The 26,209-nt window shown below is 72.8% G+C and carries 21 protein-coding genes; 12 read left to right on the top strand and 9 right to left on the bottom strand.

The window, feature by feature from the left end; genetic code table 11:
* Positions 1-44 precede the first annotated feature (44 nt).
* The 6 genes from ACH414_RS17650 to ACH414_RS17625 all read right to left on the bottom strand — a co-directional run bounded on the left by ACH414_RS17650 (position 45) and on the right by ACH414_RS17625 (position 8,441).
* Positions 45-1,616: a fascin domain-containing protein gene (locus ACH414_RS17650; RefSeq protein WP_398942359.1), complete on the bottom strand. Its 1,572-nt coding sequence runs from the start codon at positions 1,614-1,616 to the stop codon at positions 45-47.
* 84 nt (positions 1,617-1,700) lie between these two features.
* Positions 1,701-3,611, bottom strand: a complete 1,911-nt coding sequence (locus ACH414_RS17645) for an anthranilate synthase family protein (RefSeq protein ID WP_398942357.1) — start codon at positions 3,609-3,611, stop codon at positions 1,701-1,703.
* Complete coding sequence (locus tag ACH414_RS17640; RefSeq protein WP_386566831.1) at positions 3,608-4,288, bottom strand: isochorismatase family protein; 681 nt, start codon at positions 4,286-4,288, stop codon at positions 3,608-3,610. The genes ACH414_RS17645 and ACH414_RS17640 overlap by 4 nt, the downstream gene beginning before the upstream one ends.
* Before the next feature lie 70 nt (positions 4,289-4,358).
* Positions 4,359-5,561, bottom strand: a complete 1,203-nt coding sequence (locus ACH414_RS17635) for a 3-deoxy-7-phosphoheptulonate synthase (RefSeq protein ID WP_382534016.1) — start codon at positions 5,559-5,561, stop codon at positions 4,359-4,361.
* A gap of 338 nt (positions 5,562-5,899) precedes the next feature.
* Positions 5,900-7,123: an IS701 family transposase gene (locus ACH414_RS17630; RefSeq protein WP_382534018.1), complete on the bottom strand. Its 1,224-nt coding sequence runs from the start codon at positions 7,121-7,123 to the stop codon at positions 5,900-5,902.
* A 109-nt stretch (positions 7,124-7,232) separates the two neighbouring features.
* Entirely contained in the window at positions 7,233-8,441 is a 1,209-nt protein-coding gene (locus tag ACH414_RS17625) for an IS701 family transposase (protein ID WP_382534020.1), read from the bottom strand.
* A 190-nt stretch (positions 8,442-8,631) separates the two neighbouring features.
* On the opposite strand from ACH414_RS17625, the gene ACH414_RS17620 reads away from it, so the two are divergent.
* Positions 8,632-9,507, top strand: a complete 876-nt coding sequence (locus tag ACH414_RS17620) for a ScbA/BarX family gamma-butyrolactone biosynthesis protein (protein WP_382534022.1) — start codon at positions 8,632-8,634, stop codon at positions 9,505-9,507.
* A 118-nt stretch (positions 9,508-9,625) separates the two neighbouring features.
* On the opposite strand, the gene ACH414_RS17615 is transcribed toward ACH414_RS17620, so the two are convergent.
* The gene (locus tag ACH414_RS17615) at positions 9,626-11,038 is read right to left on the bottom strand and encodes an MFS transporter (RefSeq protein ID WP_382534243.1); all 1,413 of its coding nucleotides are present in this window, start codon (positions 11,036-11,038) and stop codon (positions 9,626-9,628) included.
* Between the two features lie 270 nt (positions 11,039-11,308).
* Between ACH414_RS17615 and ACH414_RS17610 the strand changes: the two genes are divergently transcribed.
* Both ACH414_RS17610 and ACH414_RS17605 read left to right on the top strand, forming a co-directional pair.
* Positions 11,309-11,932, top strand: a complete 624-nt coding sequence (locus tag ACH414_RS17610; protein ID WP_382534024.1) for a TetR/AcrR family transcriptional regulator — start codon at positions 11,309-11,311, stop codon at positions 11,930-11,932.
* A gap of 84 nt (positions 11,933-12,016) precedes the next feature.
* Positions 12,017-12,829, top strand: coding sequence for an aminotransferase class IV family protein (locus tag ACH414_RS17605; RefSeq protein ID WP_386566832.1), 813 nt, complete (start codon positions 12,017-12,019; stop codon positions 12,827-12,829).
* On the opposite strand, the gene ACH414_RS17600 is transcribed toward ACH414_RS17605, so the two are convergent.
* On the bottom strand, positions 12,799-13,539 hold the full coding sequence (locus ACH414_RS17600; RefSeq protein WP_398942353.1) for a ScbR family autoregulator-binding transcription factor: 741 nt from the start codon (positions 13,537-13,539) through the stop codon (positions 12,799-12,801). The two genes, ACH414_RS17605 and ACH414_RS17600, sit on opposite strands and share 31 nt — an antisense overlap.
* A gap of 399 nt (positions 13,540-13,938) precedes the next feature.
* On the opposite strand from ACH414_RS17600, the gene car reads away from it, so the two are divergent.
* The 9 genes from car (at position 13,939) to ACH414_RS17555 (ending at position 25,795) form a co-directional block, all read left to right on the top strand.
* Positions 13,939-17,340, top strand: a complete 3,402-nt coding sequence (car, locus tag ACH414_RS17595; protein WP_398942351.1) for a carboxylic acid reductase — start codon at positions 13,939-13,941, stop codon at positions 17,338-17,340.
* Positions 17,337-18,122: a glucose 1-dehydrogenase gene (locus tag ACH414_RS17590; protein ID WP_398942349.1), complete on the top strand. Its 786-nt coding sequence runs from the start codon at positions 17,337-17,339 to the stop codon at positions 18,120-18,122. The genes car and ACH414_RS17590 overlap by 4 nt, the downstream gene beginning before the upstream one ends.
* A 121-nt stretch (positions 18,123-18,243) precedes the next feature.
* Complete coding sequence (locus tag ACH414_RS17585; RefSeq protein WP_398942623.1) at positions 18,244-18,936, top strand: ScbR family autoregulator-binding transcription factor; 693 nt, start codon at positions 18,244-18,246, stop codon at positions 18,934-18,936.
* A 347-nt stretch (positions 18,937-19,283) separates the two neighbouring features.
* On the top strand, positions 19,284-21,995 hold the full coding sequence (lanL, locus tag ACH414_RS17580) for a class IV lanthionine synthetase LanL (protein ID WP_398942348.1): 2,712 nt from the start codon (positions 19,284-19,286) through the stop codon (positions 21,993-21,995).
* Between the two features lie 45 nt (positions 21,996-22,040).
* Entirely contained in the window at positions 22,041-22,196 is a 156-nt protein-coding gene (locus ACH414_RS17575; protein WP_382534038.1) for a VenA family class IV lanthipeptide, read from the top strand.
* Between the two features lie 132 nt (positions 22,197-22,328).
* Positions 22,329-23,459: an ATP-binding cassette domain-containing protein gene (locus ACH414_RS17570; protein ID WP_398942347.1), complete on the top strand. Its 1,131-nt coding sequence runs from the start codon at positions 22,329-22,331 to the stop codon at positions 23,457-23,459.
* A complete protein-coding gene (locus tag ACH414_RS17565) occupies positions 23,456-24,310 on the top strand; it encodes an ABC transporter permease (protein WP_398942345.1) in 855 nt (284 codons plus the stop codon). The genes ACH414_RS17570 and ACH414_RS17565 overlap by 4 nt, the downstream gene beginning before the upstream one ends.
* Before the next feature lie 100 nt (positions 24,311-24,410).
* Entirely contained in the window at positions 24,411-25,448 is a 1,038-nt protein-coding gene (locus ACH414_RS17560; protein WP_382534043.1) for a vWA domain-containing protein, read from the top strand.
* 161 nt (positions 25,449-25,609) lie between these two features.
* Positions 25,610-25,795: a CsbD family protein gene (locus ACH414_RS17555; protein WP_382534045.1), complete on the top strand. Its 186-nt coding sequence runs from the start codon at positions 25,610-25,612 to the stop codon at positions 25,793-25,795.
* A 61-nt stretch (positions 25,796-25,856) separates the two neighbouring features.
* Here ACH414_RS17555 and ACH414_RS17550 read toward each other — a convergent pair whose 3' ends face one another.
* Positions 25,857-26,183, bottom strand: coding sequence for a plasmid stabilization protein (locus ACH414_RS17550; RefSeq protein ID WP_382534047.1), 327 nt, complete (start codon positions 26,181-26,183; stop codon positions 25,857-25,859).
* Between the last annotated feature and the right edge of the window lie 26 nt (positions 26,184-26,209).

The raw sequence follows: 26,209 nt of genomic DNA, 5'->3' as shown, positions 1-26,209 counted from the left end.
TCCCCGGTGCGGTGGGGAGGGCCGGGGACGCGGGCCGGCCGGGGTCAGTGGAACGCGACCGTCGCCCGGATCAGCCGGTGGTCCGAGAGGCCGGTGTCCGTGACGGAGCAGGAGTAGTCCGCGGACGTCGGACCGAGGACGTAGTCCAGCTTGAGGCTTGAGCCGGAGCTCACATGGGTGGGCGCACCGGTGCGCAGCCCGCCGTTGGCCGACTGGTCGCACTCCTCGAAGCCCGCGTCCGCCGTGCCGGCCTGGAAGTAGAGCGGCTCCAGGACCCAGGCGGGCGCCGTCCCCGGGCCCTGTGGGGCGTCCGGCGGGGAGGCGTTCAGATCGCCGCCGAGGACGACCTGGTACCCGCGGCCGCGCAGCATCGTGGCCTGCTCGACGGCGGTACGGGCCTGGAGGTTGCGGTAGTAGCCGGTGGGGTGCTCGTTGGCCCCCGCCTGGTACACGTCGTCACCGGCGATGCCGGCGCTGAAGTGCCCGCCGCAGTAGGCGGTGCCCTGGGAGGGCACCGTCGCGCACAGCAGCGGGCGCTGCTCGGCGGTGTCCCGTGACGGCAGGGTCCAGGAGCGGTACCAGACGTTCTCGCCGGGAACGGCGACGGCCGTGCCGTACGCGCCCCGGTCGGCGCCCGTCGCCGAGTTCGCGCAGTGCTTCTGGGCGGGGAACCCGGTGGCCTTGAGCTTGCGGTAGATCGGGGCGAAGCGCACGCTCCAGCTCGACGAGCCGCCGACGGCCCGCTGTTCGAGCCCGCTCTCCAGGGGCGCGGCCGCCTTCTCGCAGAACTCCTGGACGAACATCACGTCCGCCGCCGCGTTGCGCGCCCGGTCGCCGACTGTGTCCGCGACGGTGCCGACCTCGGCGTTGTCGAGCGGGCAGGCGCTGTTGTCGTTGGAGCAGGCGTTCCACGACACGACGTCGCGGACGGTGCCGGCCGGTCCCGCGGCGGCGGCCGGAGGCTCCGCGCCGTACCCGTACTCCCCGGTCGCGGGGAGCGGTACGGGGACGAGCCTGATCCGCTCCCACGAACCCGCGGGGGAGGCGGCGTTCGCGAGCAGCAGGCCCGGGTCCCCGCTATGGCTGAACTTGGCCCGCACATAGGCGTTCGCGGCCACGGACCGCAGGTTGAAGGCGTCGGGCTCCTCCCTGTCGGCCGTGAGGACGAACTTCTCCCACGCCGAGGCACTGGTGCCGATCCTCGCCGAGCGGGCGCGCAGCATGTACTGCTGCGGGTCGGCGTAGTCGATCTCGGTCGCGACGTACAGCCCGTTCCGCTCGTTGCGCAACGAAACCGTCGTCCCGTCGTCGGCGGTGTGCAGCGTGAACGTCTCCCAGCTGCCGACGGGAAGCGTCGGCGACGCCGGATCGTACGGAGTCCGCGCCCGCAGCTTGCCCTTCTGCGCCGAGCTGAGCGAGTCGCTCAACTCGGCGGCGACGAAGTACCACTTGTTCTCGACCGCGTCCTTCACCTTCAGCGCCCAGCGCTGTCCCGTGGAGGACCTCGGCGCCGTCGCGTCGGTGTCGGCGGCCGCGGCCGGCGAGCCACCGAGCAGGGACACGGCCGCCGAGAGCACCAGCATCAGGGCGGCCGCGCCTGTCCGAAGGCGTCTCATCGTTGTTGTCGTCATCGTCCGTTCCTGGGGATTCCGGGTTCGGGCGGCGACGGTACCGCACCCACCGACGAGCCGCGCCCGCCGTCACAGCCGGGCGCCGAGCACCTCCCCGAGGAGGCCGCCCACCAGGCGCACGCCGTCCTGGGTGAGGAGGGATTCGGGGTGGAACTGCATCGAGGCGAAGTGCGGGCCGCGCAGGGCGTGGACCTCCGAGGTGTGCGGGTCGCGGCTCACCTCGACCGGGCCCACGCCCTCGCAGTCGACCTTGTCCTCGGGGCTGCGGGCCGCGAACGTGTTGTAGAAGCCGACGCGTTCGGGGGCGCCGAAGAAGTCGATCTCCTGCTGGACGCCCTGGTTGGGCACGTCCCGGCGGACCAGGGGGAGGCCCAGGCGCAGGCTGAGGACCTGGTGGCTGAGGCAGACCGCGAGGAACGGGCGGCGCTCTGCGAGCAGGGTGTCGACCGACTCCCGCAGGTGGGCGATCTTCGGGTGGTCCGTGTCCCGCGGGTCGCCCGGGCCCGGGCCCATGACGACGAGGTCGTGACCGTCGAAGGCGTACGGCTCGTCGAAGCGGCGCACCGTCACCTCAAGCCCCAGCGAGCGGAGTTGGTGCGCGATCATCGAGGTGAAGGTGTCCTCGGCGTCCACCACCAGGACGCGCCGGCCCGCCAGCTCCGGCACGGGCCGCGCCCGCTCGGTCGCTCCGGCGAACCAGAACCCGGCGAGCGCGGTGTTACGGCCCTCCAGCGAGGCCCGGACGTCCGGATGGTCCGCGAGGGACGTGGCGGACAGGGGCGGGCCTGCCGGGGCGTCCGCCTGGAGGGCCGAGAGCAGTCCGGCCGCCTTGGCTCGGGTCTCGGCGACCTCGGACCGCGGGTCCGAGTGGCGGACCAGGGTGGCGCCCACGCCGATCCGCACCCGGCCGGCGGCGTCGATGTCGGCGGTGCGGATGAGGATGGACGAGTCCAGGGCGCGTTCCCCCCGGGCGTCGCGCCCGATGAGCGCCACCACCCCGCTGTAGTAGCCGCGGCCCTCGGGCTCGTACCGCTCGACGACCCGGCAGGCGCTCTCCAGCGGGCTGCCCGTGACCGTCGGGGCGAACATCGACTCGCGCAGGATCTCGCGCGGGTCCAGGGAGGTGTGGCCCTCGATGAAGTACTCCGTGTGCGCGAGCCGGGCCATCTCCTTCAGATACGGCCCCACCACCCGGCCGCCGCCCTCGCAGATCCGGGCCATCATCTTGAGCTCTTCGTCGACGACCATGTACAGCTCGTCGGCTTCCTTCCGGTCGGAGAGGAAGTCCATCACCTCGGGCAGCGAGGGCCCGGCGGGCGGATAGCGGTACGTGCCGCTGATCGGGTTCATCACGGCCGTGCCGCCCGCCACGCTGATGTGCCGCTCGGGCGTCGCCCCGACGAACGTCCGCTCGCCGGTGTGCACGACGAACGTCCAGTACGCGCCCGACTCGCCGTGCAGCAGCCGGCGGAAGAACGACAGCGCGCTGTGCGGGCTGTAGTCCGTGATGTCGGCGACGAAGGAGCGCTTGATGACGAAGTTCGCGCCCTCGCCGGTGCCGATCTCGTCCGCGATGACCCGCCGGACCGTGTCCGCGTAGACGTCGTCGGGCACGTCGAAGTGGCCGCCGACGAGATCGATGGACCGGTCCGGCAGGCCGCGCAGCACCTCGTCGAGCGGGACGGCGGCCTGCTCGGTGACGCGCATCGCGATCAGCGGCTCGCCGTCGTCCGGCGCGGCGAACCCGCGCTCGGCGATCTGCCGGTACGGGACGAGCGTCAGCAGCTCGTGCCGGGGGCCGCCGACCGCGGGCGCCTCCCCGTCGGGGAGCGGGAGGTCGGCCAGCGTCCCCGGGGTGGAGATGTCGCCGAGCAGCACGTCCACGGTCCCTGCCCCCGCTGCTTCGGGGCGGTACAGCAGGGCGAAGGCCGGCGGGTGCGGGGCCAGCACCCGGGCGAGGAGGTCGGCGGGCGCGGTCATACGGCGGCCCCGGCGGCGGTCGCGTCGGCGGTCGTGCCGGCGGGGGTCGTCAGCTGGGAGAGCACGGTGCCGGTGGTCGTGACGACGGCGCAGCGCTCGGCGGCGTACTCCAGGGCCTGCCGGTGGTACGCGGCGGTGAAGTCGGCGACGGCGTCGGCGACGAGGAACGGCTGGATGTCATGGGTGAACGCCTCGACCGCCGTCATCAGCACGCCCACATGGGCGTACACGCCGCACACCACCAGCTGGTCGCGGCCCTGCTCCCGCATCCAGTCGAGCAGCCCCGAGCGGAAGAACGCGCTGTAGCGCCACTTGGTGAACACCTGGTCGTCCGGCCCGGGCGCCAGCGGCTCGACCACCTCGCGGTCCGCGGGGTCGACCCGCATGCCCGGACCCCAGAAGTCCTTCAGCAGCCCGCGCTGCTCGTCGGTCATCCCGCCGGGCTGCGCCGTGTACGCCACCGGCATCCCCGAGGCGACGGCCTGCTCGCGCAGCAGGGCGGCGTTGTGCACCAGCCGCTCGCGCAGGGGTGCCGGGAACGGGCGCAGGAAGTAGCGCTGCATGTCGTGGACGAGCAGCACCGCGCGGTCCGGGTCGGCGGACCACCGGGCGGTGTTGGGCGGCAGTTCGTCCGCCGACGGCAGGGCGTAGGGCTCGATGAGGGGTATGCCCGCCATGGGTCATCTCTCCTTGGGCGAGGGGTGTGGTGGGGTGCCGAGGGGGCGGGAGGCGCCCGGGCCGTCCGCGCTACGCGGCCGTCGGCCGGGCGGTGCGGCCGGCCAGCCACCAGGCCGAGACCACGGACTGCGCCTGGCCGGGGTTGAGCCGCGGGTCGCAGCAGCTCGTGTAGCGGGTGCCGACGAGGTCGACCTCGGAGGCGTTCAGGACGCACTCGGTGACGTCCTCGGGCGTGGTCTCCAGGTGGAGCCCGCCCGCGACACCGCCCGCGGCGTCGACCGCGTGCTGGAACTCGTCGACCTCCCGCACGACCGTCTCCAGGAAGCGGGACTTGAGGCCCGCCGGGGTGGTGACCGTGTTGCCGTGCATCGGGTCGGTCAGCCAGATCACCGGGTGACCGGCGGCGCGCACGGCGGCCACCAGGGCCGGCAGGCGCTCGGCGAGGGTCCCGGCGCCCATCCGGGCGATGAGGGTGAGCCGGCCCGGCTCGCGCCGGGGATCGAGCCGTTCGCACAGGGCCAGCAACTCGTCGGGCGTCATATCGGGGCCGACCTTGCAGGCCACCGGGTTGACGACGTCGGCGAGCAGGGCGACATGGGCACCGTCGAGCTGTCGGGTGCGGTCGCCGATCCACGGCCAGTGGGTGGAGGTGAGGAGCAGCCGCCCGTCCGCCTGGCGGCGCAGCATCGGGACCTCGTAGTCCAGCAGCAGCGCCTCGTGGCTGGTCCAGATCGGGGCGCCGATGCGGGGTCGGCCGGGGGAGTCGTGCCAGCCCAGGTGGGCCATGACGGAGCGGGCCGCCTCGTAGCCCGAGAGCAGGCGCAGGGGGTCGGGGCGCCGGGACTCGGGGTCGGGCTCGGGGCTGTTGACCATATGGCCCCGGTAGACGGGGAGTTCGAGGTCGCCGACCCGTTCGGTGGGCCGGGAGCGGGGCTTGCCGAACTGGCCGGCCATCCGGCCGACCCGGACGACCGGTCTGCAGGTGTCCATCTCGAGGCGGCCGGCGAGGATGTTCAACAGGCCGGCCTTGCGCGCGACATGGACGGGGGTGGACTCGGCGGTGTCCTCCGCGCAGTCACCCGCCTGCACCACATGCGCCTCGCCGGCGGCGACCCGCGCGAGCATGGAGCTCAGGGTGCGCACGTCCTCGGCGGTCACGAGCGGCGGCAGGGCGGCGAGTTCCTTTCGCACGCGCAGCACCTGGGTCTCGTCTTCCCACGGGGGCTGCTGTAACGCGTTCTCATATCGAATGTCGAGCAGTGCGTCGTCCACGGGATTCTCCAATTCGCGAAGCGGGAGAGAAGCGGAAGAGAAGGAGGAGGGAAGGATGAGGGAAGCAGGAGGGAAGGGGAGGGGAGAGAGGGGGGGAGGGCGAGGGGAATATGGCAGGGGATCATTCCTGCGGCCCGACTAGATCGTCCGATGGATTCCGCGGTGCCACCACCAACGTGTTCGGTATCCGTCAGGTGACGCGCGATCCGTCAAGTGGCGGCCGATCCGTCAAGTTGCCCAGCCTTATGGGTTTTTGACGAATGCAAAACGACCGGCGGGCCGACGGCGGGAAAACCGTCGGCCCGCCGGTCGCGGGGGCGTGGAAAAGCGCTGGGAAATCAGGCGGGGGCTTGCGTATCGCTTCGGGTGAGTGCCACGACCGCGTGTGCGGCCGAGGCGAGGGTGATGTGGCGGTGCCAGCCGCCGAAGGAGCGCCCGGAGAAGTCCCGGATGCCGACCCGGTCGGCGATCTCCGTGAAGTCCCGGTCGACGCGGTCGGCCAGCCTGGTCAGCCGGACCAGGGAGGCCGGCGGGGTGGTGGAGAGGTTGGTCAGCCACAGCTTGGCCGGCCACCGGCCGCCCTCCTCGCCGACGCCCAGGAGCAGCACCTCGCCCTGGGCCGAGGGCTGTCCGGGCAGGTTCGGCCCGCTGACCCGGACGGTCGCGGCCCAGCGGGTCGGGGAAGGGGAGCCCGGCACGTGGGACGGGATCGTGACGGGACGGCGGAGGTCCTTGGCCATGATCATGATCTGTTCGGCGGTGAGCGGGCCGCGTCCGGCGGCGGGCAGGGCGGGATCCGTGACCGTCAGCGGCTGGTCCTCGCAGACGCTCACGAGGAGGGGCATGCCGGTGGCGTGCAGCTTCTCGAAGATGGGCAGGGCGTGCACCTCGCAGGAGTCGAGGACGAACGGCCGCACGGGTAACTGCCAGCGGTTCACCGCTTCCAGGCAGGCCTCGACGACGGACTCGGTCATGGTCTCGACCGGCACGTCGTCCGGGATCGCCACCTGGCTGCGGCGGTGGTCGTCCTTGAGCCACGCCTGGGGAAGGTGCAGACGCCAGTTGACGGGGGTGCTGGTGGTGTCCGAAGCGGCCCACACGCCGATGGCGCGCTGGGCGTTGACCATCTGGCCCAGGGTCGGGAAGAAGTGCTTGTCGACGCCGACCGAGTGCCGTCCGGTCTTCGGGATGATGACGGGCTGCACCACCCATGCCTGCGGCGGGCGCGCGTCGATCCAGTGGTCGGCGAGGGCCCGGCGGATGGGGATCCAGTCCCAGGTGGACGCCGAGATGAAGTGGTGGAGGTTCTGCTCCGAGGCCTGTTCGCCGAGGAGGGCGGCGATGTTGCGGACGGACTTGCGGCCCGGCGTCTCCAGGAGGCCCCGCAGATACTGCACGGCCTTGCGGCACTGGTCGTTCCGGGACAGCGAGGTGAAGAGCGTCGAGGAGAACTCGGACAGGACGGCGTCGTGGGAGCCGGACCTGAAGGGGGTGGAGGTCGGTGTGGGGGTGGGGTGCGTCCCTCGGGCTGTCGTCGTGGGACGGGGGTCGAGGCTGAGCATGATTCTCCTCACTACTGATCCAACCCGTGCCTTGAGAATCGGCTGCGTTCGAACAGGGGCACGGGGTGAGCCCGGCCCGACAGTAAGGGGCGGAAAGGGGGTTGATCCATCACGAGCAGCTGGAGAGTGTCAGGTTACCGAACGGTAGTCCCGTTGGTGTGGCTGACGTCACCGCCGCCGTCCCGCGCCGCGACCGCTCGCGCGCCGTCGCCACCGCCAGATGCGCGACGGAGGCGAGCGTGATGTGCCGGTGCCAGCCGGGGAACGAGCGCCCCGCGAAGTCCCGTAACCCCACGCCGTCCGCTATCTCGGCGGAGTCGCGCGCCACGGTGCCCGGCAGGCGGGTCAGGCGCAGCGCGGGCGCGAGCAGGGACGGGCTCGTGTTGGTCAGCCACAGGCGGCGGTCGACCCGGCCGTGCCCGGAGGTGTGCCACTCGCCCATCAGGGTCAGGGACGACCGCTCCGACGCCGCCGTCAGCACCGGGACCGCCACCGCCGTCGTGCGCCCGTCGCCGGGGTTCACCTGTCGGCGCAGATGCGGCAAGGACTCGGCCAACTCGCCCGCCGTGCGCTGGAGATCCCCGTACCGGGGCAGCGAGGAACGGTCGAGCCGTACGGGTGCCCCCGGGTCGATCCGTACCAGGAAGGGCACCCCCAGGGCGCCCAGGGAGCGCGCGACCGTCGTGCCGTCCGCCTCCTCGACGTCCACGACCACGGGCAGCCGCGCCGTGCACCTGATCTCCGCCAGGCCGGCGACGGCCTGCCGTACGCACTCCTCGACGGAGCCCGCCACGGCGTCCGCCGGGACGCTCGCCCGCTCCCGCAGGGGTTCGGCGGTCCAGCGCGGGGACAGGCACAGCTGCCAGTCGACCGGCACCGCCGCCCGCTCGGACGCGAGCCAGGTCCCCACCGCCCGCTGGCCGTTGACCGTCCCGAGCGGGGTGCGCTGGGGGTCGGTGCCGACGGAGTGCGGGCCGGCCTTGGGGATCAGCGTCGAGCGGATCACCCAGGCCTCGGGTGCCAGGACGCGTTGGGTCTGCCGGGCCAGCGCGTGCCGGATCGGCATCCACTCCCAGGGGGAGGTGGTGATGAAGTGATGCACGCTCTGCTGTGCCGACGCGCCCTCGAACTGCTCCGCGAGACTGCGCAGCGTCTTGCGCCCCGCCACCGAGAGCAGTCCCCGGACGTACTGTTCGGCCTTCACCCGTTGCCCGTTGCGGTGCAGTGAGCCGAACAGCCGGCGACAGGACTCCTGGTCGAGCCCCGCAGTCCGCCGCCAACCGCCCGCCGTGCTCCCGTGGTTCCGCAGGTTCCCCATCGCGCGTCGTGTCCCCCTGCCCTGAGAAAAAGGACTTACGTCCTGTTTCTTTATACGACGCGCGTACGAAACGACCGCACATTTGCGCCATAGGGCGACATGGGGTCCGGGCGGGCGTCGGCGGCCCCCTCGGTCGTCCCGCCCGACCCAACCGGCGTCACTTTACTGTTGCTTGGGCTTACATTTACCCATGGACAAAATCGAACGTACATCCCGTAGCTCGGCCCTGCTCGGCGCGTACGCCCATCTGCGGCGGCCGGAGCACCTGCTCGTGACCGGCTGGGAATCGCCCTCGCCGCGGCGTGTCGACCTGGACGTCCGGTGGCCCGCCGTGCAGGGCGGCTTACCGTACGACCCGCGCGTGCTCGCCCAGACCGTGCGGCAGTCCGGGCTCGTCGTCGCGCACGCCGTGTACGGCGTGCCGTTGACCCGCCAGACGATGCTGAACACCCTCGACTTCGCCATCGACCCCCGGCTCCGCGTCCCCCGCGACCGGCCTTCGGCACTGCGGGTGCAGGTGTCCGTGGCGGGCGGCGAGGACTGCCGGCGCACCGCGAGCGCGCTCCGCATGGCCTTCCGGGTGCAGAGAGGCGGGGCCACGGTGGCCCGCGCGGAGAGCGAGTTCAGCTGGATATCGGAGCGCGTGTACGCGCGCATCCGCGGCGCCCGGCGCGCGGTGGAGTGGGGGGCCTGGCGGGTCCCGCCGCCGGTGGACGCCCGGCTGGTCGGCCGCGCCTCCCCGGGGGAGGTGATGCTGGCCCCGGGGGACCGGCCCGGCCGCTGGCTGCTGCGCAACGACCCCGGCAACCACCTGCTCTTCGACCATCCCGTCGACCATGTGCCCGGCCTGGCGCTCCTGGAGGCCGCCGACCAGGCGGCTCGCGCGCTGCGGGCCCCGAGTCCCTTCGTGCCCACCGCGATCGGGGCGGTCTACACGCGGTACGTCGAGTTCGACCTGCCCTGCTGGGTCGAGGCGGAGCCGCTGCCGGAGCCCGGAGCGCTGCGGGTCGTCGGTACGCAGGAGGGGCGGCCCGCCTTCCGCGTCGACTTCCGCACGGGAGGCTGAGGCCGGGCCGGCGGAGCCCCGCCGTACGCACGACACGGCCCTGCGACCCGCCCCGTGCTCGGGGTCGGTCCGCAGGGCCGGGAGTGTCCGCGCGTGGGTCCTGGCGCGCGTCCGTGCGTTACGGCGCGGCCGCCAGCGACTCCGCCTCCGTCTCGTCCTTCTGCTCCTTGGGCACCCAGCGCAGGGCCAGCACGCCGAGCGCCAGGCAGAGCAGGCTCGCGACGCCGACGGCCACGTGCAGGCCGGTGAGGAAGGCGTCCTCCGCCTTCGCGACCACGGCGGGGGACAGGCCCGGCGTGTCCAGCGTCTCGTCGAGCGTGCCCGCGACATCCGGGCCGAACAGGCGGAAGCAGACCGCCGCGAGCGAGCCGAGCAGCGAGATGCCGAGGGCGTTGCCCAGCTCGTTGCTGGTCTCGGCGAGCGAGGCCGCCGATCCCGCGCGGGCGGGCGGCACCGCGGCGACGGCGGTGTCGGCGACCAGGCTGAAGGAGAGGCCGTAGCCGACGCCGGCGACGATCGTGGAGGCGATGAAGGCCGCCACGCCGTGCTCGGTGGTCGTCGCCAGGAGGAGCAGCAGGCCGACGCCCATGAAGAAGTGGGAGGCGATCAGCGCCGACCGGGTGCCGATCCGGTCGGCGATGCTGCTGGTCTTGATGCACACCACGGTCAGGACCGCGGCGCCGGGCAGGGCGAGCAGGGCCGCCGTGAGGACGCTGTAGCCGAGGACCGACTGCAGGTAGATGCCGCTGAGGTAGCCGGCGGCCGCCCAGGCGACGAGCGTCAGCAGGCCGGTCAGGATGGCTACGGTGAACACCCGGTCGCCGAACAGGCGCAGGTCGAGCAGCGGATGCTCCAGGCCGAACTGGCGGCGCACGAACCACACGAGCAGGACGAGGCCGACGGCGCCGGTGACGGCCTGCACGGTGGAGAAGCCCTCCGCCGCCGCGGTCTTGACGGAGTAGACCGCCAGCAGGATGCCGACCGCGGACAGCACCACGCTGAGCGCGTCGACGCGCCCCGGGTTCGTGGTGCGGACCTCGCGCAGCAGCACCGGCGCGAAGACGACGAACAGCACGACGACCGGCAGGTTGATGAGGAAGACCGAGCCCCAGGAGAAGCGGCTGAGGAGCAGTCCGCCGATGACCGGACCGGCCGCGAAACCGGCGGCGAACGTCGCGGCGAAGATGCCGATGGCCTGGGAGCGCTGCTTGGCGTCGTGGAAGAGGTTGCTGATGATGGCGAGGCCGGCGGGCAGCAGGGTGGCGCCGCCGAGGCCCATCAGCGCGCGGCAGGCGATGAGGACCTCGGGGCTGGGCGCGAGGGCGGCGCCCGCGGAGCCGATGCCGAAGACGATCGCGCCGGTGACCAGGAACTTGAGCCGGCCGTAGCGGTCGCCGAGGTTGCCGAAGGCGATGAGCAGGGACGAGACCACGAAGCCGTAGATGTCCAGGATCCACAGCGCCTGGTCGGTACTGGGTGTGATCGCGGACGTGATGCTCGGCATCGCGAGGTAGAGGACGGAGCCGTCCATCGCGACGAGTGCGACCGGGCCGAGCACGATGACGAGGCCCAGCCAGGCCCGTCGGTCGGCACGCTCCGCGACTAAGTCGGGGGAAGTCACGGGGGCAACCTTTCAGGAGAAGGTGCGAGAAGTTCAGAACCGCTGCATACGGCGTACGCGAAAGGGTGGCGTGCGTCCTATGCCCACGGCGTGCGTACAGTGTACGCGAATTTTGTGCGTACGTCGTACGCAAGCTGCTGGGTATAATAACGCATGGCCATCAAGACACAAGGCAGGCAAGTGAGTTCACCGAGCCTGTCGCGGGGCGCGATCGTGGCGGCCGCGGTCCGCATCGCCGACGCCGAGGGTGTCGCCGCGCTCTCCATGCGCCGCCTGGCGACCGAGCTGGACTCGGGCGTCATGTCGCTCTACCGGCACGTGGCGAACAAGGACGCGCTGCTCACCCTGATCACCCAGGCGGCGTGCGACGAACACCCCTACCCCGAGCCCGCGCCCAGTGACTGGCGCGAGGCGATGAGACTCGCCGCCCGGCTCGACTGGGAGGTCTACTGCAGCCACCCCTGGGCCCTGGTGACCTCCAGCTCCGCCCGGCACTTCTCGGACACGTCCTGCCTCGACTGGATGGTGGACGCCCTGGCGGACCTCACCGACGACCCCGACCTGGCGCGGACCTGCTCCATCGCCCTGTGGTCGTACGTCCAGGGCGTGTGCATCCAGCACGTGGCGCAGCAGCTGCTGCCCGGCGGCGAGAAGCCCGAGCAGTCCCCGCTGCGGGCCACCGAGGAGGACTTCGAGACGGGCCTCGAGATCTTCCTCGACGGGATGGAGATGCGTGCCGCGCGCGGCGGTTCGCACCGCGCCGCCCCGTCCCGCCCGCGGACCTTCTCGGCCGCCCGGGGCTGAGACCCCGTTCACCCGCGGGGCTGAGCGACCGTCCGCTCCCGGGGTCCGTGGTGTCCGCTCGGGAGCGGGGTCGTTTGACCCGGTATGACGACCACCTCCGCCACGATGACCAGGCGCAACGACCACGAGGCCGGCGCGCCGGAACTCGCGCCGCTCGCCTTCTCCGGATACGCCCACTTCACCGCGATGCAGGTGCGCGACGGCCGGATCCGCGGCCTCGATCTGCACCTCGCGCGCCTGCGCCACGGCTCGCTCGAGCTCTTCGGGCGGGCCCTGCCCGACGACCGGGTGCGGTCCTGGCTGCGCGACGCCCTCGCGGACGCCCCGGCCGACCTGTCGCTGACGGCGACGGTCTACCCGCCGTCCGGTGAGTTCACCGTCGCCGCGCCGGACGAGGCGCCCGAGCTCCTGATCCGCACCGCACCCCCCGCCACCGGCCCCGAAGGCCCGTTGTCGCTCGCGGTGGTGGAACACGAGCGGTTCCTGCCGTCGGTGAAGCACGTCGGCGAACCCGCCAAGACCTACTTCCTGCGGCAGGCCGCCGCCCAGGGCCACGACGACGTCGCGTTCGTCGACCGGCGCGGCCGGCTGAGCGAGGGGTCCATCTGGAACCTGGCCTTCTGGGACGGCAGCGCCGTGGTGTGGCCGGACGCCGGGATGCTGACCGGGGTGACGATGGGCATCGTCCGCCGCCAGCTCGACCGGCTCGGCGTCGCCCAGCGGGTCAGGGAGGTGACGGAGGCCGATCTGCCCGCCCTCGCGGGCGCGGTGGTGATGAACTCGTGGACGCCGGGCGTCGCCGTCCGCCGCATCGGCGCGGTGCCCCTGCCCGAGGCACCCGCCTTCCTCGCACTGCTGCACCGGGCCTACGAGGCCGAACCGCTCAGCTCCCTGTAGGGGACGCCGCACAGCTCCGCGTCCAGCGGCGCGGCACACGCATGGGGCACCGGCCGGCCGACGGCCCGCCGGTGCCCCGGCGCCGGCTCGGCGCCGGGCCGGACCGCGGCGCCCGCCGGGTCGGTCCGGCCGCGCACCGCCGCCGCGGCGAGCTGGGGCAGTACGAGGCGCCAGAACGGCGTCAGGGACGGAACGGGCCGGGCGGCGGCCGGATCGCGCTCCAGGCCCTCCACCCCCACCATCACCGCCGTGACGGCGGCGACCGCGTCGTCGAGCTCCACACCGGGCGCGAGAGCGCCCTGCCGCCGGGCGAGCAGGAGCACCTCGCGGACCCACTCGCGCCAGTGCTGCCAGGGACTGGGCCCGCCCCGCCAGCCGGGGTCGCGGGAAAGGCCGAATCCCGCTCTCAGCACCAGGTCTCCGCCGACCCGCTCCGCGAGGGCGTGCGAGGTGTCGACGAGCAGCTGGAGCGGCGCCGGATGCCACACCGGCACCGGCCCCGTGACACACAGCAGGATCTCGACGGCGGCCGCCTGGACCGCCTCACCGAGGGCCTGCTTGTTTCGGAAATGAAAGTGCAGTGCGCCCTGGCTGACTTCCGCCAGGGCGCAGATCCGCCCGATGGGAGATCCCGCGAAACCGCCCCGGTCGAAGACCTCGGCGGCCGAACGGATCAATAGGCGACGTGTTTTCGCGGCACGGTCCTGCATGACGATGCGCACTCCGGGAGAAGGAGAGGGAGCGAAGAGCGACCCGCCCCCCTCCACCGGGCCCGAGCCGGGCGCCGGTAAGCGGCGGAATCGCGGGCGCACTTCCCGTGCGCCGCTCCACTCTTACCACGCCGACAATGCGCCGGGAGTGGGCCGTCGGCCATAGCCCGGGGAACCTGACAGATAGTCGGCCGATTCTCGGGAAGGCCGTACGGCTGTGCCTAGCATCGAGTGACGGAGCGGACCGGAACGACGCCATTCGCGCAACGGTCCACAGGCCCACGGCATTTCACGCCGGGCCGCCGTTCCCATGCCCCTTCCCTGAATCTTCCCTGAATTCGGCCACATCACGTGACGCGGAGACCCAGAATGCGACTTGCGCAAGTGGTGGCATCTGTCATGCAGAGCCACGCGGACCGGCCCGCCATCGGCGAACGCGCAAAGGAATTCGCCCAGGACGCCACGACGGGACGGGTCTCGATCCGGCTGCTGCCCCGCTACGAGACGACCAGCTACCGAGAGCTGTGGGCACGGGTCCGCGCGGTCGCGAGCGAGTGGCACCACGACCCCGAGCGCCCGCTGGCCGCCGGGGAGCGGGTCGCCCTGCTCGGCTTCACCAGCCGCGACTACACGACGATCGACCTCGCCTGCATCCACCTCGGGGCCGTCGCCGTCCCGCTGCAGACCAGCTCCGCCCGCCCCCAGTTGCAGGCGATCCTGGCGGAGACCGAGCCCTTCACCCTGGCCGCGAGCCTGGAGCGGCTGCCCACCGCGGTCGAGCTGGTGCGCGACAGCGACTCGGTGCGACGGCTCGTCGTCTTCGACTTCCACCCCCAGGTCGACGCCCACCGCGAGGCCCTCGCCGCGGCCCGCGAGCGCCTGGCCGAGACCCGGCCGGCCGTGGCGGTGGACGTCCTGTCCGAGCTCGTCGAGCGGGGCACGGCCCTGCCCGACGCGCCGTTGTTCACCGCCCCCGACGGCGAGGACCCCCTCGCGATGCTCATCTACACCTCCGGGAGCACGGGCACGCCCAAGGGCGCCATGTACACCGAGCGGCTGGCCGCGGCGATGTGGGGCGGCGCCTGGTCGAAGCTGTTCGACGAGACGTACGCCGTCACCTTCCACTACGCGCCGATGAGCCATGTGGCCGGACACTCCTCGCTGAAGGCCACCATGGCGCGCGGCGGCACGAGCTACTTCACGGCCAGCAGCGACCTGTCGACCTTCTTCGAGGACATCGCCCTGGCGCGACCCACGGAGCTCTCCCTGGTGCCCCGGGTGTGCGAGATGCTCCACCAGCGGTTCCGCGCCGACGTCGACCGGAGGACGGCCGCCGGCCTCGACCGCGAGACCGCCGAGGCCGAGGTGCTCACCCACCTGAGGGAGAACGTCCTCGGCGGCCGGGTCACCTGGGCCAGCAGCAGCTCCGCCCCGCTCTCCGCCGAACTGACCGCGTTCACCGAGTCCCTGCTCGGCCTGGAACTGCACAACGTGTACGGCTCCACCGAGGCGGCAGGCGTCTCCGTCGACGGGATGCTGCTGCGCCCGCCGGTGCGCGACTACAAGCTCGTCGACGTGCCCGAACTCGGCTACTTCCGCACCGACTCGCCCCACCCGCGCGGCGAACTCCTGCTGAAGACCGACGTCATCATCCCCGGCTACTACAAGCAGCCCGAGCTGACCGCCGAACTCTTCGACGAGGACGGCTACTACCGGACCGGCGACATAGCCGCCGAACTCGGACCCGACCGGATCGCGATCGTCGACCGCCGCAAGAGCGTCCTGAAGCTGTCCCAGGGCGAGTTCGTGGCCACCTCCCGACTGGAGGCCATATTCGCCGCGAGCCCCCTCGTGCGGCAGATCTTCGTCTACGGGAACAGTGAGCGCTCCTATCTGCTCGCCGTGGTCGTCCCTACCCCCGAGGCCCTGGCCGAGCTCGGCGCCGACCAGCCGGCCCTCAAGCAGCGCCTGAGCGAGGCCTTCCAGGAGCTGGCCAAGGAGGCCGGCCTCAACTCGTACGAGATCCCCCGCGACGTCCTGATCGAGACGGAGCCCTTCAGCCAGGCCAACGGTCTGCTGTCGGACCACCGCAAGCTGCTCTGGCCCCGCCTGGTGGAGCGGTACGGGGAGCGCCTCGAAGAGCTCTACGCCGACACCGCCGCCCGCGAGGACGCCGAACTGGCAGACATCCGCGCCGCCGGCGCCGACCGGCCCGTCCTGGAGACCGTCCAGCGCGCCGTGCGGGCGCTGCTGGCCGGCTCCATGGCCGAGGTCAGCCCCGACGCGCACTTCCGCGACCTCGGCGGGGACTCGCTGACCGCCGTCCAGTTCGCCACCCTCCTCCAGGACACCTTCGGCGTCCGGGTGCCCGTCGACATGCTCATCAGCCCCGCTTACGACCTGCGGCACCTGGCCGAGCACATCGAGGCCCGGCGCGGGGCGGCCGGCGAGCGGCCCACCTTCGCGTCGGTGCACGGCGAGGGCAGCACCGAGGTGCACGCCAAGGACCTCACCCTGGACGCCTTCATCGACGCCCGCACCCTCGCCGACGCCCGGTCGCTGCCCCGTGCCGAGGGGGAGCCCCGCACCGTGCTCCTCACCGGTGCCAGCGGCTACCTCGGGCGCTTCCTCGCCCTCGAATGGCTGGAGAAGCTGGCGCCGGTCGGCGGCCGGCTGATCGCCCTGGTGCGCGGCAAGGACGCCGCCGCGGCCCGGCAGCGCCTCGACGCGGCCCTCGACAGCGGCGACCCGGAGCTGCTGCGGACGTACCGGGAGCTGGCCGCGGACCACCTGGAGGTGGTGGCGGGCGACATGGCCGAGCCGCGCCTCGGCCTGGACGAGGAGACCTGGAACCGGCTCGCCGACGAGGTCGACCTCATCGTCCACGCCGGCGCGCTGGTCAACCACGTGCTGCCCTACCCGCACCTGTTCGACGCGAACGTCGTCGGCACCGCCGAGCTCGTACAGCTGGCACTCACCCGCCGGATGAAGCCCTTCACGTACATCTCCAGCGTCGCGGTCGCCACCGCGCGGCCCGAGGAGCCGGTCCTCGACGAGTACGCCGACGTGCGCCAGGCCCTGCCCGTGATGGAGGTCGACGGGGGCTACGCCGGCGGCTACGCGACCAGCAAGTGGGCCGGCGAGGTGCTGCTGCGGGAGGCGCACGACCTGTGCGGACTGCCCGTCACCACCTTCCGCTCCAACATGATCCTCGCGCACAGCCGGTACGGCGGACAGCTCAACGTCCCCGACATGTTCAGCCGCCTGCTCCTCAGCGTCCTCGCCACCGGGATCGCGCCGCGCAGCTTCTACCGCGCGGACGGGGACCGGGCCCACTACGACGGGCTGCCCGTCGACTTCACGGCCGCGGCCGTCGTCGCCCTGGGCGGGCGAACGGGCCGGTCGGCCGCGCCCCAGTACCGGACGTTCAGCCTGGTCAACCCGAACGACGACGGCGTCTCCCTCGACCGGATCGTGGACTGGCTGACGGAGGAGGGACACCGCATCGAGCGGGTCGAGGACCACGCGGACTGGTACGTCCGCTTCGAGTCGGCCATGCGGGCCCTGCCCGAGTCGCTGCGGGCGTACACGGCGCTGCCCATCCTGCACGGCTTCGAGCACCCTGAGGAGTCGGTACCGGGCTCCGTCATCCCCTCCGACCGCTTCCGCGCCGTCGTCCAAGCCGGCCGAGTGGACGGCCACGAGGACATACCGAGCCTCGGCCGCGGCCTCGTCGCCAAGTACGCGAAGGACCTGAAGGGCCTGATGGACGCCTCGACCGGGGTAGGCACGCGGGCATGACCACCATCACGAAGAACACGCACGGCGATCTCCTCGCGGGGAAGGTCGCCCTCGTCACCGGAGCGAGCAGCGGCATAGGCGCCGCAGCGGCGCGGCTGTTCTCCCAGGAGGGCGCCACCGTGGTGCTCGCCGCGCGCCGCGAGGAGCGCCTCGCGGAACTGACCGAGGAGATACGCGCCAAGGGCGCCGAGGCCGCGTACGTCGTCTGCGACGTGACGCGACCCGAGGACGCCGCGCGCGCCGTGGAGTTCACCGAGGAACGGTACGGACGGCTCGACGCGGCCTTCAACAACGCCGGCATCGGCGGCGACCGGACCCCGCTGCACCTGATGCCCGACGACGTCTACGAGACCGTCATGGACGTCAACGTGCGGGGCGTCTGGAACTGCCTGCGCCCCGAGATCGCCGCCATGCTGCGGCACGGCGGGGGAGCGATCGTCAACAACAGCAGCGTGGCCGGGCTCGTCGCCATCCCGGCCGCCGCGCCCTACATCGCCGCCAAGCACGCCGTGGTCGGGCTGACCAGGGCGGCGGCGGACGAGTACGCCAAGGAGGGCATCCGGGTCAACGCCCTCGCCCCGGGCACCACCCGGAGCGAGATCACCGAGGACTGGTTCCGGCGCAACCCGGGTCTCGAGCGGACCGTCAACTCCATGACTCCGCAGGGCCGTACGGCGGCACCGGAGGAGATCGCGGCCGCGGCCGCCTGGCTCCTCAGCGACCGCTGCCCGTTCCTCACCGGGACGGTGCTGCCCGTCGACGGCGGTTTCGTCAACCAGTAGGCGAGCCGCCCCCGGTCGCGGGGCGGAGGGACCCCCGCCCTCCGCCCCGCGTCCCCCAACAGGCCCTTGGGAACGCTTGGTAACATACCGAGCCTTCGTCAGCCCGCCGCCGGCGGCCACGGTGCCGTCGGGGCGTGGGGGAGAGCCGAGGAGAGTCCGAGGGGGCGGCCGAGTGGCGCGGCAGGAGCGGGCCATCCGCACGCGGGATTCCATCCTCGAGTCCATGGCGAGCCTCTTCATCGAGGTCGGCTACGAAGCCGCCACCATCGCCGCCCTCGTCGAACGGACCGGCCTGACCCGCGGCGCCCTGTACTTCCACTTCCCGACCAAGGAGTCGATGGCCCACGGGGTGCTCACCCGGGCGGTGACCCGCGAGGGCCTCCAGCCGCAGACCTACAAGCTCCAGGAATGGGTCGACCTGGGCCTCCTCCTCGCCCACCGGCTGCCCCGCGAGCCGATGCTGCGCGCCGCCGTCCAGCTCTCCGTCGACCCCAAGGCCCGCAGCCTGTTCGGCACCCGCTGGCCGGACTGGATAGCCCTGGGCGAGGACCTCCTCGCCGAGGCCGGCCGACGCGGCGAACTCCTCCCGCACGCCGTGCCCGCCGAGATCGCCCGCCTGGCCGTCGGCGCCTGGACCGGCGTCCAACTGGTCACCGAGGCCCTGCCGGACGAGCGGACCCTGTCCGAGGAGATCGCCCGGCTCTACCAGCTGATCCTCCCCAACATCGCCAGCATCGGCGTCCTCGCCAAGCTGGACACCTCGGCCTACCGCGCGGAACGCCTGCTCCGCTCGGCGGAGGAGTTCACGGGCTGACCATCCGGCCTGCGCGGGCGCGACGCCGAGCGCCCCGTGCCCTCCCGGGGCGGCCCGGCCGAAGGAGCGGATCCGCGTCCCGGCGACCGCCTCGCTCGTCCGGCGCAGCCCCGCCTCCACCCCCTCCCGCGCGTCCCGGGCCGCCGGCGGACGCGTTTCCCGTGCGTGGAGGGGTTGGCGCTGCTGAGTGAGCGTCAGTGCGCCCTTCTGCGCCGGTAGCGCCACAAGGTGGCACAACGGAGCCGTGCGCTCGCCGAATCAAGTGAATCCAGCGGGGTGTGTGTTGGTATGACAATGCCCCCGGGCACCTTCCCGCCAGCGGTACTCGCCGTTGAGAGGGATGGGGCATGACGAGCCAAGCCACCGAGTCCGAGCTGGAGACCTTTCTCCACCGCGCGCTGGATGCCACGGGCACCGGCACGCGGTGGACGACCGAGTCCGACGAGATGTGGTGCCGTCTCGCGCCCCGGTCCGGGTCCCCGCTCGAGCAGGGCTGGAAGCTGCACGTGTCGGCGACGGTCGCCTCCGCGCCGACGGTGCTCGCACGGGCCCTCGACGTGCTGCTGCGCGACGAGTCGGCGTTCAAGTTCGCCCGCTCCCTCGAGCAGGTGAGCGCGCTCAACTCCCGGGCCACCCCCCGCGGAAGCTCGGGCAAGTTCCTCACGGTCTACCCGCGCTCCGACGCCGACGCCGCCCGGCTCGCCGAGGCACTCCACACGGCGACGGCCGGTCTCGCCGGCCCCCGGATCCTGTCCGACCAGCCGTACGCGGCCGGCAGCCTGGTGCACTACCGCTACGGCGCCTTCGTCGGGCGACGGCGGCTCTCCGACCAGGGCCTGATGGTCTGGTACATCGTGGACCCCGACGGCAACCCGGTGGAGGACAAGCGCACCGGCCACTACTCCCCGCCCCCCTGGGCGGTCAGCCCCTTCCCCGCCTCGGTGCCCGTCACCCCGCGCAAGGCGGAGGCTCCCAAGGGCCCGGTGCTGCTCGGCGGCCGCTTCTCCGTACGGGAGGCCATCCGGCACACCAACAAGGGCGGTGTCTACCGGGGCAACGACGTCAGCACCGGCGCCCCCGTGGTGATCAAGGAGACCCGGCCCCATGTGGAGGCCGACAGCTCCGGCTCCGACGTCCGCGACTGGCTGCGCGCCGAGGCCCGCACCCTGGAGAAGCTGAAGGGCACGGGGCTCGCCCCCGAGCCGCTGGCGATGTTCGAGCACGCGGGGCACCTGTTCCTGGCCCAGGAGGAGGTGCCGGGCATTCCGCTGCGCACCTGGGTCGCCGAGCACTTCCGCGACGTCGGCGCCGTGCGCTACCGCGCCGACGCGCTGGCCCAGGCCGAGCGCCTGGTGGAGCTCGTCGAGGCCGCGCACGCCCGCGGGTGCGTGCTGCGCGACTTCACCCCCGCCAACGTGATGGTGCGCCCCGACGGCCGGCTCCGTCTCATCGACCTGGAGCTCGCCGTCCTGGAGGACGACGTGGCCCTGCCGACCCGGGTCGGGACCCCGGGCTTCAGCGCCCCCGAGCGCCTGGAAGACGCGCCGGTCTCCCCGACGGGCGACTACTACAGCCTCGGCGCCAGCGTGTGCTTCGTCCTCACCGGGAAGGTGCCGAACCTGCTGGACGAGGAGCCGGCCGACCGGCCGGCGCAGGAGCGGCTCGCCGAGTGGCTGGACGCCTGCGCCGCCTCGCTCGACCTGCCCGACGGCCTGCGGGAGATGATCCTCGGACTGATGAGGGACGACCCCGCCGAGCGCTGGGATCCCGCCCGGGCCCGCGAGGCCCTCCGGGCGAGCACGACCGGGGCGCCCGCGCGGGAGGGTGCGCCGCTCGCGGCGAGGCACTCCGGCACGGCCGGCACCGATGCCGCCGCTCGGGCGGACTCCGACGCCGAGGTGACGGAGATGGTCGTGGCCGGGATCGTCGACCACCTCGTCGACTCGATGACACCGGACGACGAGCGACGGCTGTGGCCCGTCTCCACCAAGGCGGGCGAGACCGACTCCTGCACGGTGCAACAGGGCGCCGCCGGGGTCCTGGCCGTCCTGACGCGGTACTTCGAGCTCACCGGCGACACCCGGCTGCCGAAGCTGATCTCCACGGCCGGCCGCTGGATCGTGGAGCGCACCGACACCCGCTCCGTCCGTCCCGGCCTGCACTTCGGCGGCCGCGGCACCGCCTGGGCGCTGTACGACGCGGGCCGCGCCGTCGACGACCGGACGCTCATGGACCACGCCCTGGCGCTGGCCCTCGCACCCCAGGAGGCGACGCCCAGCCACGACATCACCCACGGCTCCGCGGGCAGCGGCCTCGCGGCGGTCCACCTGTGGCACCGCACCGGCGACCCGCGCCTCGCCGAGCTCGTCGTCGACGCGGCCGACCGGCTGGCCGCCGCGGCACGGCGCGAGCCGTCCGGGGTGAGCTGGCCGGTGCCCGCGGAGGGCGTGGTCGAGGAGGCCGGGAAGCGCTATCTCGGCTTCGCGCACGGCACCGCGGGCGTCGGCTGCTTCCTCCTGGAGGCCGCTGCCGTCTCGAAGAACCCCGAGCACCGGGAGCTGGCCGTGGCGGCGGGCGAACACATGGTGGCGCACGCCGTGACGGTCGGCGACGCCGCCCACTGGCCGGCCCAGGAGACCGACCCGCCGACCGCCCCCTACTGGTGCCACGGCTCGGCCGGTATCGGTTCCTTCCTCGTACGGCTGTGGCGGGCGACCGGTGACGAGCGGTACGCCGAACTCGCCCGGGGGAGCGCGCGGGCCGTGGCCGAGCGCACCTCCCGCGCCCCCCTCACCCAGTGCCACGGCCTCGCGGGGAACGGCGACTTCCTCCTCGACCTGGCCGAGGCCACGGGCGACCCCGCCTACCGGGCGACGGCCCGGGACCTGGCCCGCCTCATCGTCGCCGAGCGGTCCCACCGCGGCCGCCACGTCGTCTTCCCCAACGAGTACGGGGACGTCTCGACGAGCTGGAGCGACGGCTCCGCGGGAATCCTGGCGTTCCTCCTGAGGACACGCCACACAGAGCCCCGGCACTGGATGGTCCAGCAGCCGGTCTGAGCGGCAGGAACGCCTGTCGCCACGTCACTAGAGAAGGAGATTGTCATGGAGAACCAGGACTTCGAGCTGCTGGCCCACCTGCACGCCCTTCCGGAGACCGACCCGGTCGGCGTCGACGGCGACTCGTTCAGCGGAACGTGCGCGTGCGTCGGCCTGCTGACGCTCCTCAACACCGTCTGTATCGGCATCAGCTGCGCGTAGCGGCAGCACCCTCCGGCCGGCGGGCCGCCCCCACGGGCGGCCGCCGGCCGGAGCGGGCCGACCGCCCGGCTCCCCGCACACCGGGTCGGCCGCCTTCGCCGACCCGTGGACGACGGACGAGGACCAGACCACATGCAGCTCTCCGCCGGTGACGACGATCTCGCCGCAGCCCCCCTCATGACCGCAGCCGCCGGCAGCCCCCTGCCGAGGGACCGTCCGCACGCCTCCGGCTACGCCATCAGCACGCGGGGACTGGTCAAGTCCTACCCCGGCCCGGGCGGCACCGGCACCGGCACCGACGCGGTGGGCGGCCTCGACCTCGATGTGCACCGCGGGGAGACCTTCGCCTTCCTCGGCCCCAACGGCGCCGGGAAGTCCACGACCATCGCCATGCTCTGCGCCCTGGTCCGCCCCACCTCCGGCCATGCCACCGTGGCCGGCTTCGACGTGCTCACCCGGCCGCACGACGTCAGGCGCCAGGTCGGCATCCTCTTCCAGCACAGCGCCCTCGACCCGGACCTGACGGTCGAGCAGAACCTCCGGGTCCACGCGCGCCTCTACGGTCTGCGCCGCCGCGAGATCCGCCGGCGGACGGCCGAGGTGCTCGAACCCGCCGGACTGACCGACCGCCGCCGTTCCCCCGTACGCACCCTGTCGGGCGGCATGCGTCGGCGTCTCGAGATCGCCCGCCAGTTGCTGCACTCCCCGAGCGTGCTGTTCCTGGACGAGCCGACGACCGGACTCGACCCGCATGCCCGCGCCCAGATCTGGGAGCACCTGAGGTCCCTGCGCGAGCGGCACGGCAGCACCCTGTTCGTCACCACGCACTACCTGGACGAGGCGGAGAACTGCGACCGCATCGCCATCATCGACCGCGGCCGGCTGGTGGCCCAGGGCACCCCGCGGGCGCTCAAGGAGGCGATCGGCGACGACCGGGTGGTGCTGCGCACCGGTGACGACACCCGCGCCCGGAAGGTCGTCACCCAGGCCGCCCCGCCCGACCGGCCCGTCACCGTGGACGGCGACGGGCTCTGGCTGCGGGTGCCCGACGGCAGCGGATGGATCCCCCGCCTGTGCGGGGCGCTCGCGGACCACGGCATCGCCGTGCACGCCGCCTCCGCCACCCCGCCCACACTCGACGACGTCTTCTTCCACCACACCGGCCGCAGCATCGACGCCGCCCGGACCGCCCCCGACCCGGCCGCCGCCCCCGACCCGACCGCCCCCGACCCGACCGGCGCCGCGAGCGGAGGAGGCCGATGACCGCCCTCACCCTTCCGGCGCCCGACACCACGGACACCGGGCGCCCGCCCCGGCTGCGGCACGAGCTGCGCGCGATCCACGCCCTGGTCCACCGCGACCTGCTGCGCCTGGCCGGCCAGCCGGCCCACACCGCGCTGGTGCTGTTCCAGCCGGTGCTCTACCTCCTCGTCCTGGGCGGCGGGCTCGCCACCCTGATCCCGAACGCCTCGCTGGGCACGGGCTACCAGACGTACCTCTTCCCCGGCATGCTGATGATGACGGTGCAGACCCCGGCCATCATGGTGGGCATCCGGCTGATCACCGACCGGCAGAGCGGCTATCTGCGCGAACTCCTGATGGCCCCGGTCAGCCGCTCCGCCCTGCTCCTCGGCAGCTGCGCGGGCGGCACCCTCGTGGCCGCGGCGCAGGGGGCCGTCCTGCTCTGCCTGGCCGGCCCGGTCGGCCTGCCCTACGACCCCGTCCTGCTGCTGCTGCTCTTCGGCGGGATGCTCCTGGCCTCCTTCGCCCTCACCGCGCTCGCCCTGGCCCTCGCGGTGTCGCTGCGCAGCCCGGAGATCTTCCACGCGCTGCTCAGCCTGCTGATGATGCCGCTGCTCTTCCTGTCCGGCGCCTTCTTCCCGCCGGCCTCCCTGCCGGGCTGGGCGCAGGGCCTGGCCGCCCTGAACCCGCTCGCGTACGGGGTGGACCTGCTGCGCCGCTCCATCGCCCTGCGGGTGCCGGACCAGGCGGCCGTCGGCGGCATCGAATGGGCGGGCCGGCAGCCTCCGCTCGCCCTGGAGGCGGGGCTGCTCCTGACCGTCGGGCTGCTCACGCTGCTGTGGGCCGCGCGTCGGTTCAGCCGCCCGGAATGACCTCGTTCTCCCGGCGCTCCTCGCACGCCTGACCGATTGTCAGTGGCGGGTGAGACGGTAGGAACATCGCCGAACGGGATTCGAACGAGGGGGATTTGTCATGGCCGGAACGCAGAACTACATCAACCACGTCGCTCTGGTGCTGGACGCGAGTTCGTCCATGTCGCACCTGCGGAACAAGGTCGTCGAGGTCGCGGACCAGCAGATCGCGTACCTCGCGCGGCGCTCGAAGGAGCTGGACCAGGAGACCCGCGTCACGGTGTACGTCTTCGCCGACAAGGTGGAGTGCGTCATCTACGACAAGGACGTGCTGCGGATGCCCTCGCTGAAGCAGCTGTACCGGGTCGGCGGGATGACGTCCCTGCTCGCGGCGGCCCTGAAGTCGCAGCGGGAGCTGGCCCAGACCGCCCAGCTGTACGGCGACCACAGCTTCCTGACCTTCGTCCTGACGGACGGCCAGGAGAACGCGAGCCACCGCTGCCCCGACGCCCCGGCGCAGGATCCCCGGGTGCTCGTGCAGGCCGTGGCGAACATGATCGAGACGCAGCAGGACAACTGGACGCTCGCGGTCCTCGTCCCGGACCAGATGGGCAAGCGCGAGGCCACGCAGTGCGGCTTCCCGAAGGACAACATCGCCATCTGGGACGCCACGAGCACCCAGGGCCTCGAAGAGGCCGGGCAGGTCATCCAGGAGGCCACCGAGAAGTTCATGGTGGGCCGCACCAAGGGCATCCGGGGCTCCCGGTCCGTGTTCTCCGCGGGCGGGGCGGTCAGCCGGCAGACCATCGAGGCGGCCGGCCTCACCCCGGCCGACCCGTCGGCCTTCGCGCTGGTCCCGGTGGCCCGTGACGTGGCGATCCGGGAGTGGGTCGTCGAGAGCGGCCACACCTACCGCACCGGCTGCGCGTACTACCAGCTGAGCAAGTCCGAGAAGATCCAGGCGCGCAAGCAGATCGCGGTCCTGGAGAAGAAGACCGACCGGGTCTACACGGGCCCGCAGGCGCGCGCCCTGCTCGGCCTGCCGAACGAGGAGGTCCGGGTCAAGCCGGACCACAACGACGAGTTCACCATCTTCGTGCAGAGCACCAGCGTCAACCGGAAGCTCGTGGCGCAGACGCGGCTGCTCGTGATGGTCTGAGGCCCGCTGCGGACGACGTCCGGGCCCGCGTCCAGCGCCGCCCCCGCCCGCGAGACCCCACGGTCCCGCGGGCGGGGGCCGTGGCGCGCCGCCGACGAGCGGCGCCGCCCGCCCGAACCTAGCGTGGGAGGGAGGGCCGGTGGAGTGACAGGAGCACGGGCATGAGCGACGCCATGGACAAGGCCAAAGGCAGGCTCAAGGAGATCGCCGGAAGGATCACGGGGCACGAGCGGCTGGAGGCGGAGGGCAAGACGGATCAGGCGAAGGCGAAGTTCCGCCGGAAGATGACCAGCGCCCGGCGCCGGGCCGAGGGAGTGATGGACTCCCTCAGGCGCGACCACCGCTGAGCGTCGCCGCCCCCGTCGGCCCCCGGGCCGGTCGCGCCGGCCGTCCCCCCTGCCGGCTCCGTCAGCGATTGCCCAGGCTTCGCTTCAGCTCGGCCTTGTTCATCGAGGACCGGCCGTGGATGTTGCGGCGCTGGGCCTCCGCGTACAGCTGGTCGTACGTCGGCCCCTCGGAGCCGCTGTGCGAACGCTTCCCGCCCCGGCGCGAGGACGACATGTCCTGAGTGGAGCTCTTGCTCGCCGTCTTGGACTCGCCCGCGCGCGCCCGTTCCTTGTTCACGGTCCGGGCCGCGATCTCCTCGGCACGCTTCTCGCTCTCGCCGCGGTCGAGGGCGCTCTCCTTGATGTGTTCGTACTGGCGTTCCCGCTTGGCGTTCGACCCTCTGGGCATCGTCCCGCTCCTCTCCGGACACAGGG

The sequence above is a fragment of the Streptomyces sp. NPDC020422 genome, from assembly GCF_044386705.1.
Taxonomy (GTDB): domain Bacteria; phylum Actinomycetota; class Actinomycetes; order Streptomycetales; family Streptomycetaceae; genus Streptomyces.
Note: the sequence above shows the minus strand (reverse complement) of the source record. Positions and strands in the feature narration are given on the sequence as shown.

Coding starts and splice junctions, on each gene's coding strand:
- ACH414_RS17605 (WP_386566832.1), top strand. CDS start 12,017: ATGACGACCACCTCCGCCACGATGACCAGGCGCAACGACCACGAGGCC.
- ACH414_RS17575 (WP_382534038.1), top strand. CDS start 22,041: ATGGAGAACCAGGACTTCGAGCTGCTGGCCCACCTGCACGCCCTTCCG.
- ACH414_RS17625 (WP_382534020.1), bottom strand. CDS start 8,441: ATGGGGAACCTGCGGAACCACGGGAGCACGGCGGGCGGTTGGCGGCGG.
- ACH414_RS17555 (WP_382534045.1), top strand. CDS start 25,610: ATGAGCGACGCCATGGACAAGGCCAAAGGCAGGCTCAAGGAGATCGCC.
- ACH414_RS17645 (WP_398942357.1), bottom strand. CDS start 3,611: ATGACCGCGCCCGCCGACCTCCTCGCCCGGGTGCTGGCCCCGCACCCG.
- ACH414_RS17565 (WP_398942345.1), top strand. CDS start 23,456: ATGACCGCCCTCACCCTTCCGGCGCCCGACACCACGGACACCGGGCGC.
- ACH414_RS17600 (WP_398942353.1), bottom strand. CDS start 13,539: ATGCAGGACCGTGCCGCGAAAACACGTCGCCTATTGATCCGTTCGGCC.
- car (WP_398942351.1), top strand. CDS start 13,939: ATGCAGAGCCACGCGGACCGGCCCGCCATCGGCGAACGCGCAAAGGAA.
- ACH414_RS17650 (WP_398942359.1), bottom strand. CDS start 1,616: ATGAGACGCCTTCGGACAGGCGCGGCCGCCCTGATGCTGGTGCTCTCG.
- ACH414_RS17640 (WP_386566831.1), bottom strand. CDS start 4,288: ATGGCGGGCATACCCCTCATCGAGCCCTACGCCCTGCCGTCGGCGGAC.
- ACH414_RS17560 (WP_382534043.1), top strand. CDS start 24,411: ATGGCCGGAACGCAGAACTACATCAACCACGTCGCTCTGGTGCTGGAC.
- lanL (WP_398942348.1), top strand. CDS start 19,284: ATGACGAGCCAAGCCACCGAGTCCGAGCTGGAGACCTTTCTCCACCGC.
- ACH414_RS17550 (WP_382534047.1), bottom strand. CDS start 26,183: ATGCCCAGAGGGTCGAACGCCAAGCGGGAACGCCAGTACGAACACATC.
- ACH414_RS17615 (WP_382534243.1), bottom strand. CDS start 11,038: ATGGACGGCTCCGTCCTCTACCTCGCGATGCCGAGCATCACGTCCGCG.
- ACH414_RS17620 (WP_382534022.1), top strand. CDS start 8,632: ATGGACAAAATCGAACGTACATCCCGTAGCTCGGCCCTGCTCGGCGCG.
- ACH414_RS17570 (WP_398942347.1), top strand. CDS start 22,329: ATGCAGCTCTCCGCCGGTGACGACGATCTCGCCGCAGCCCCCCTCATG.
- ACH414_RS17590 (WP_398942349.1), top strand. CDS start 17,337: ATGACCACCATCACGAAGAACACGCACGGCGATCTCCTCGCGGGGAAG.
- ACH414_RS17630 (WP_382534018.1), bottom strand. CDS start 7,123: ATGCTCAGCCTCGACCCCCGTCCCACGACGACAGCCCGAGGGACGCAC.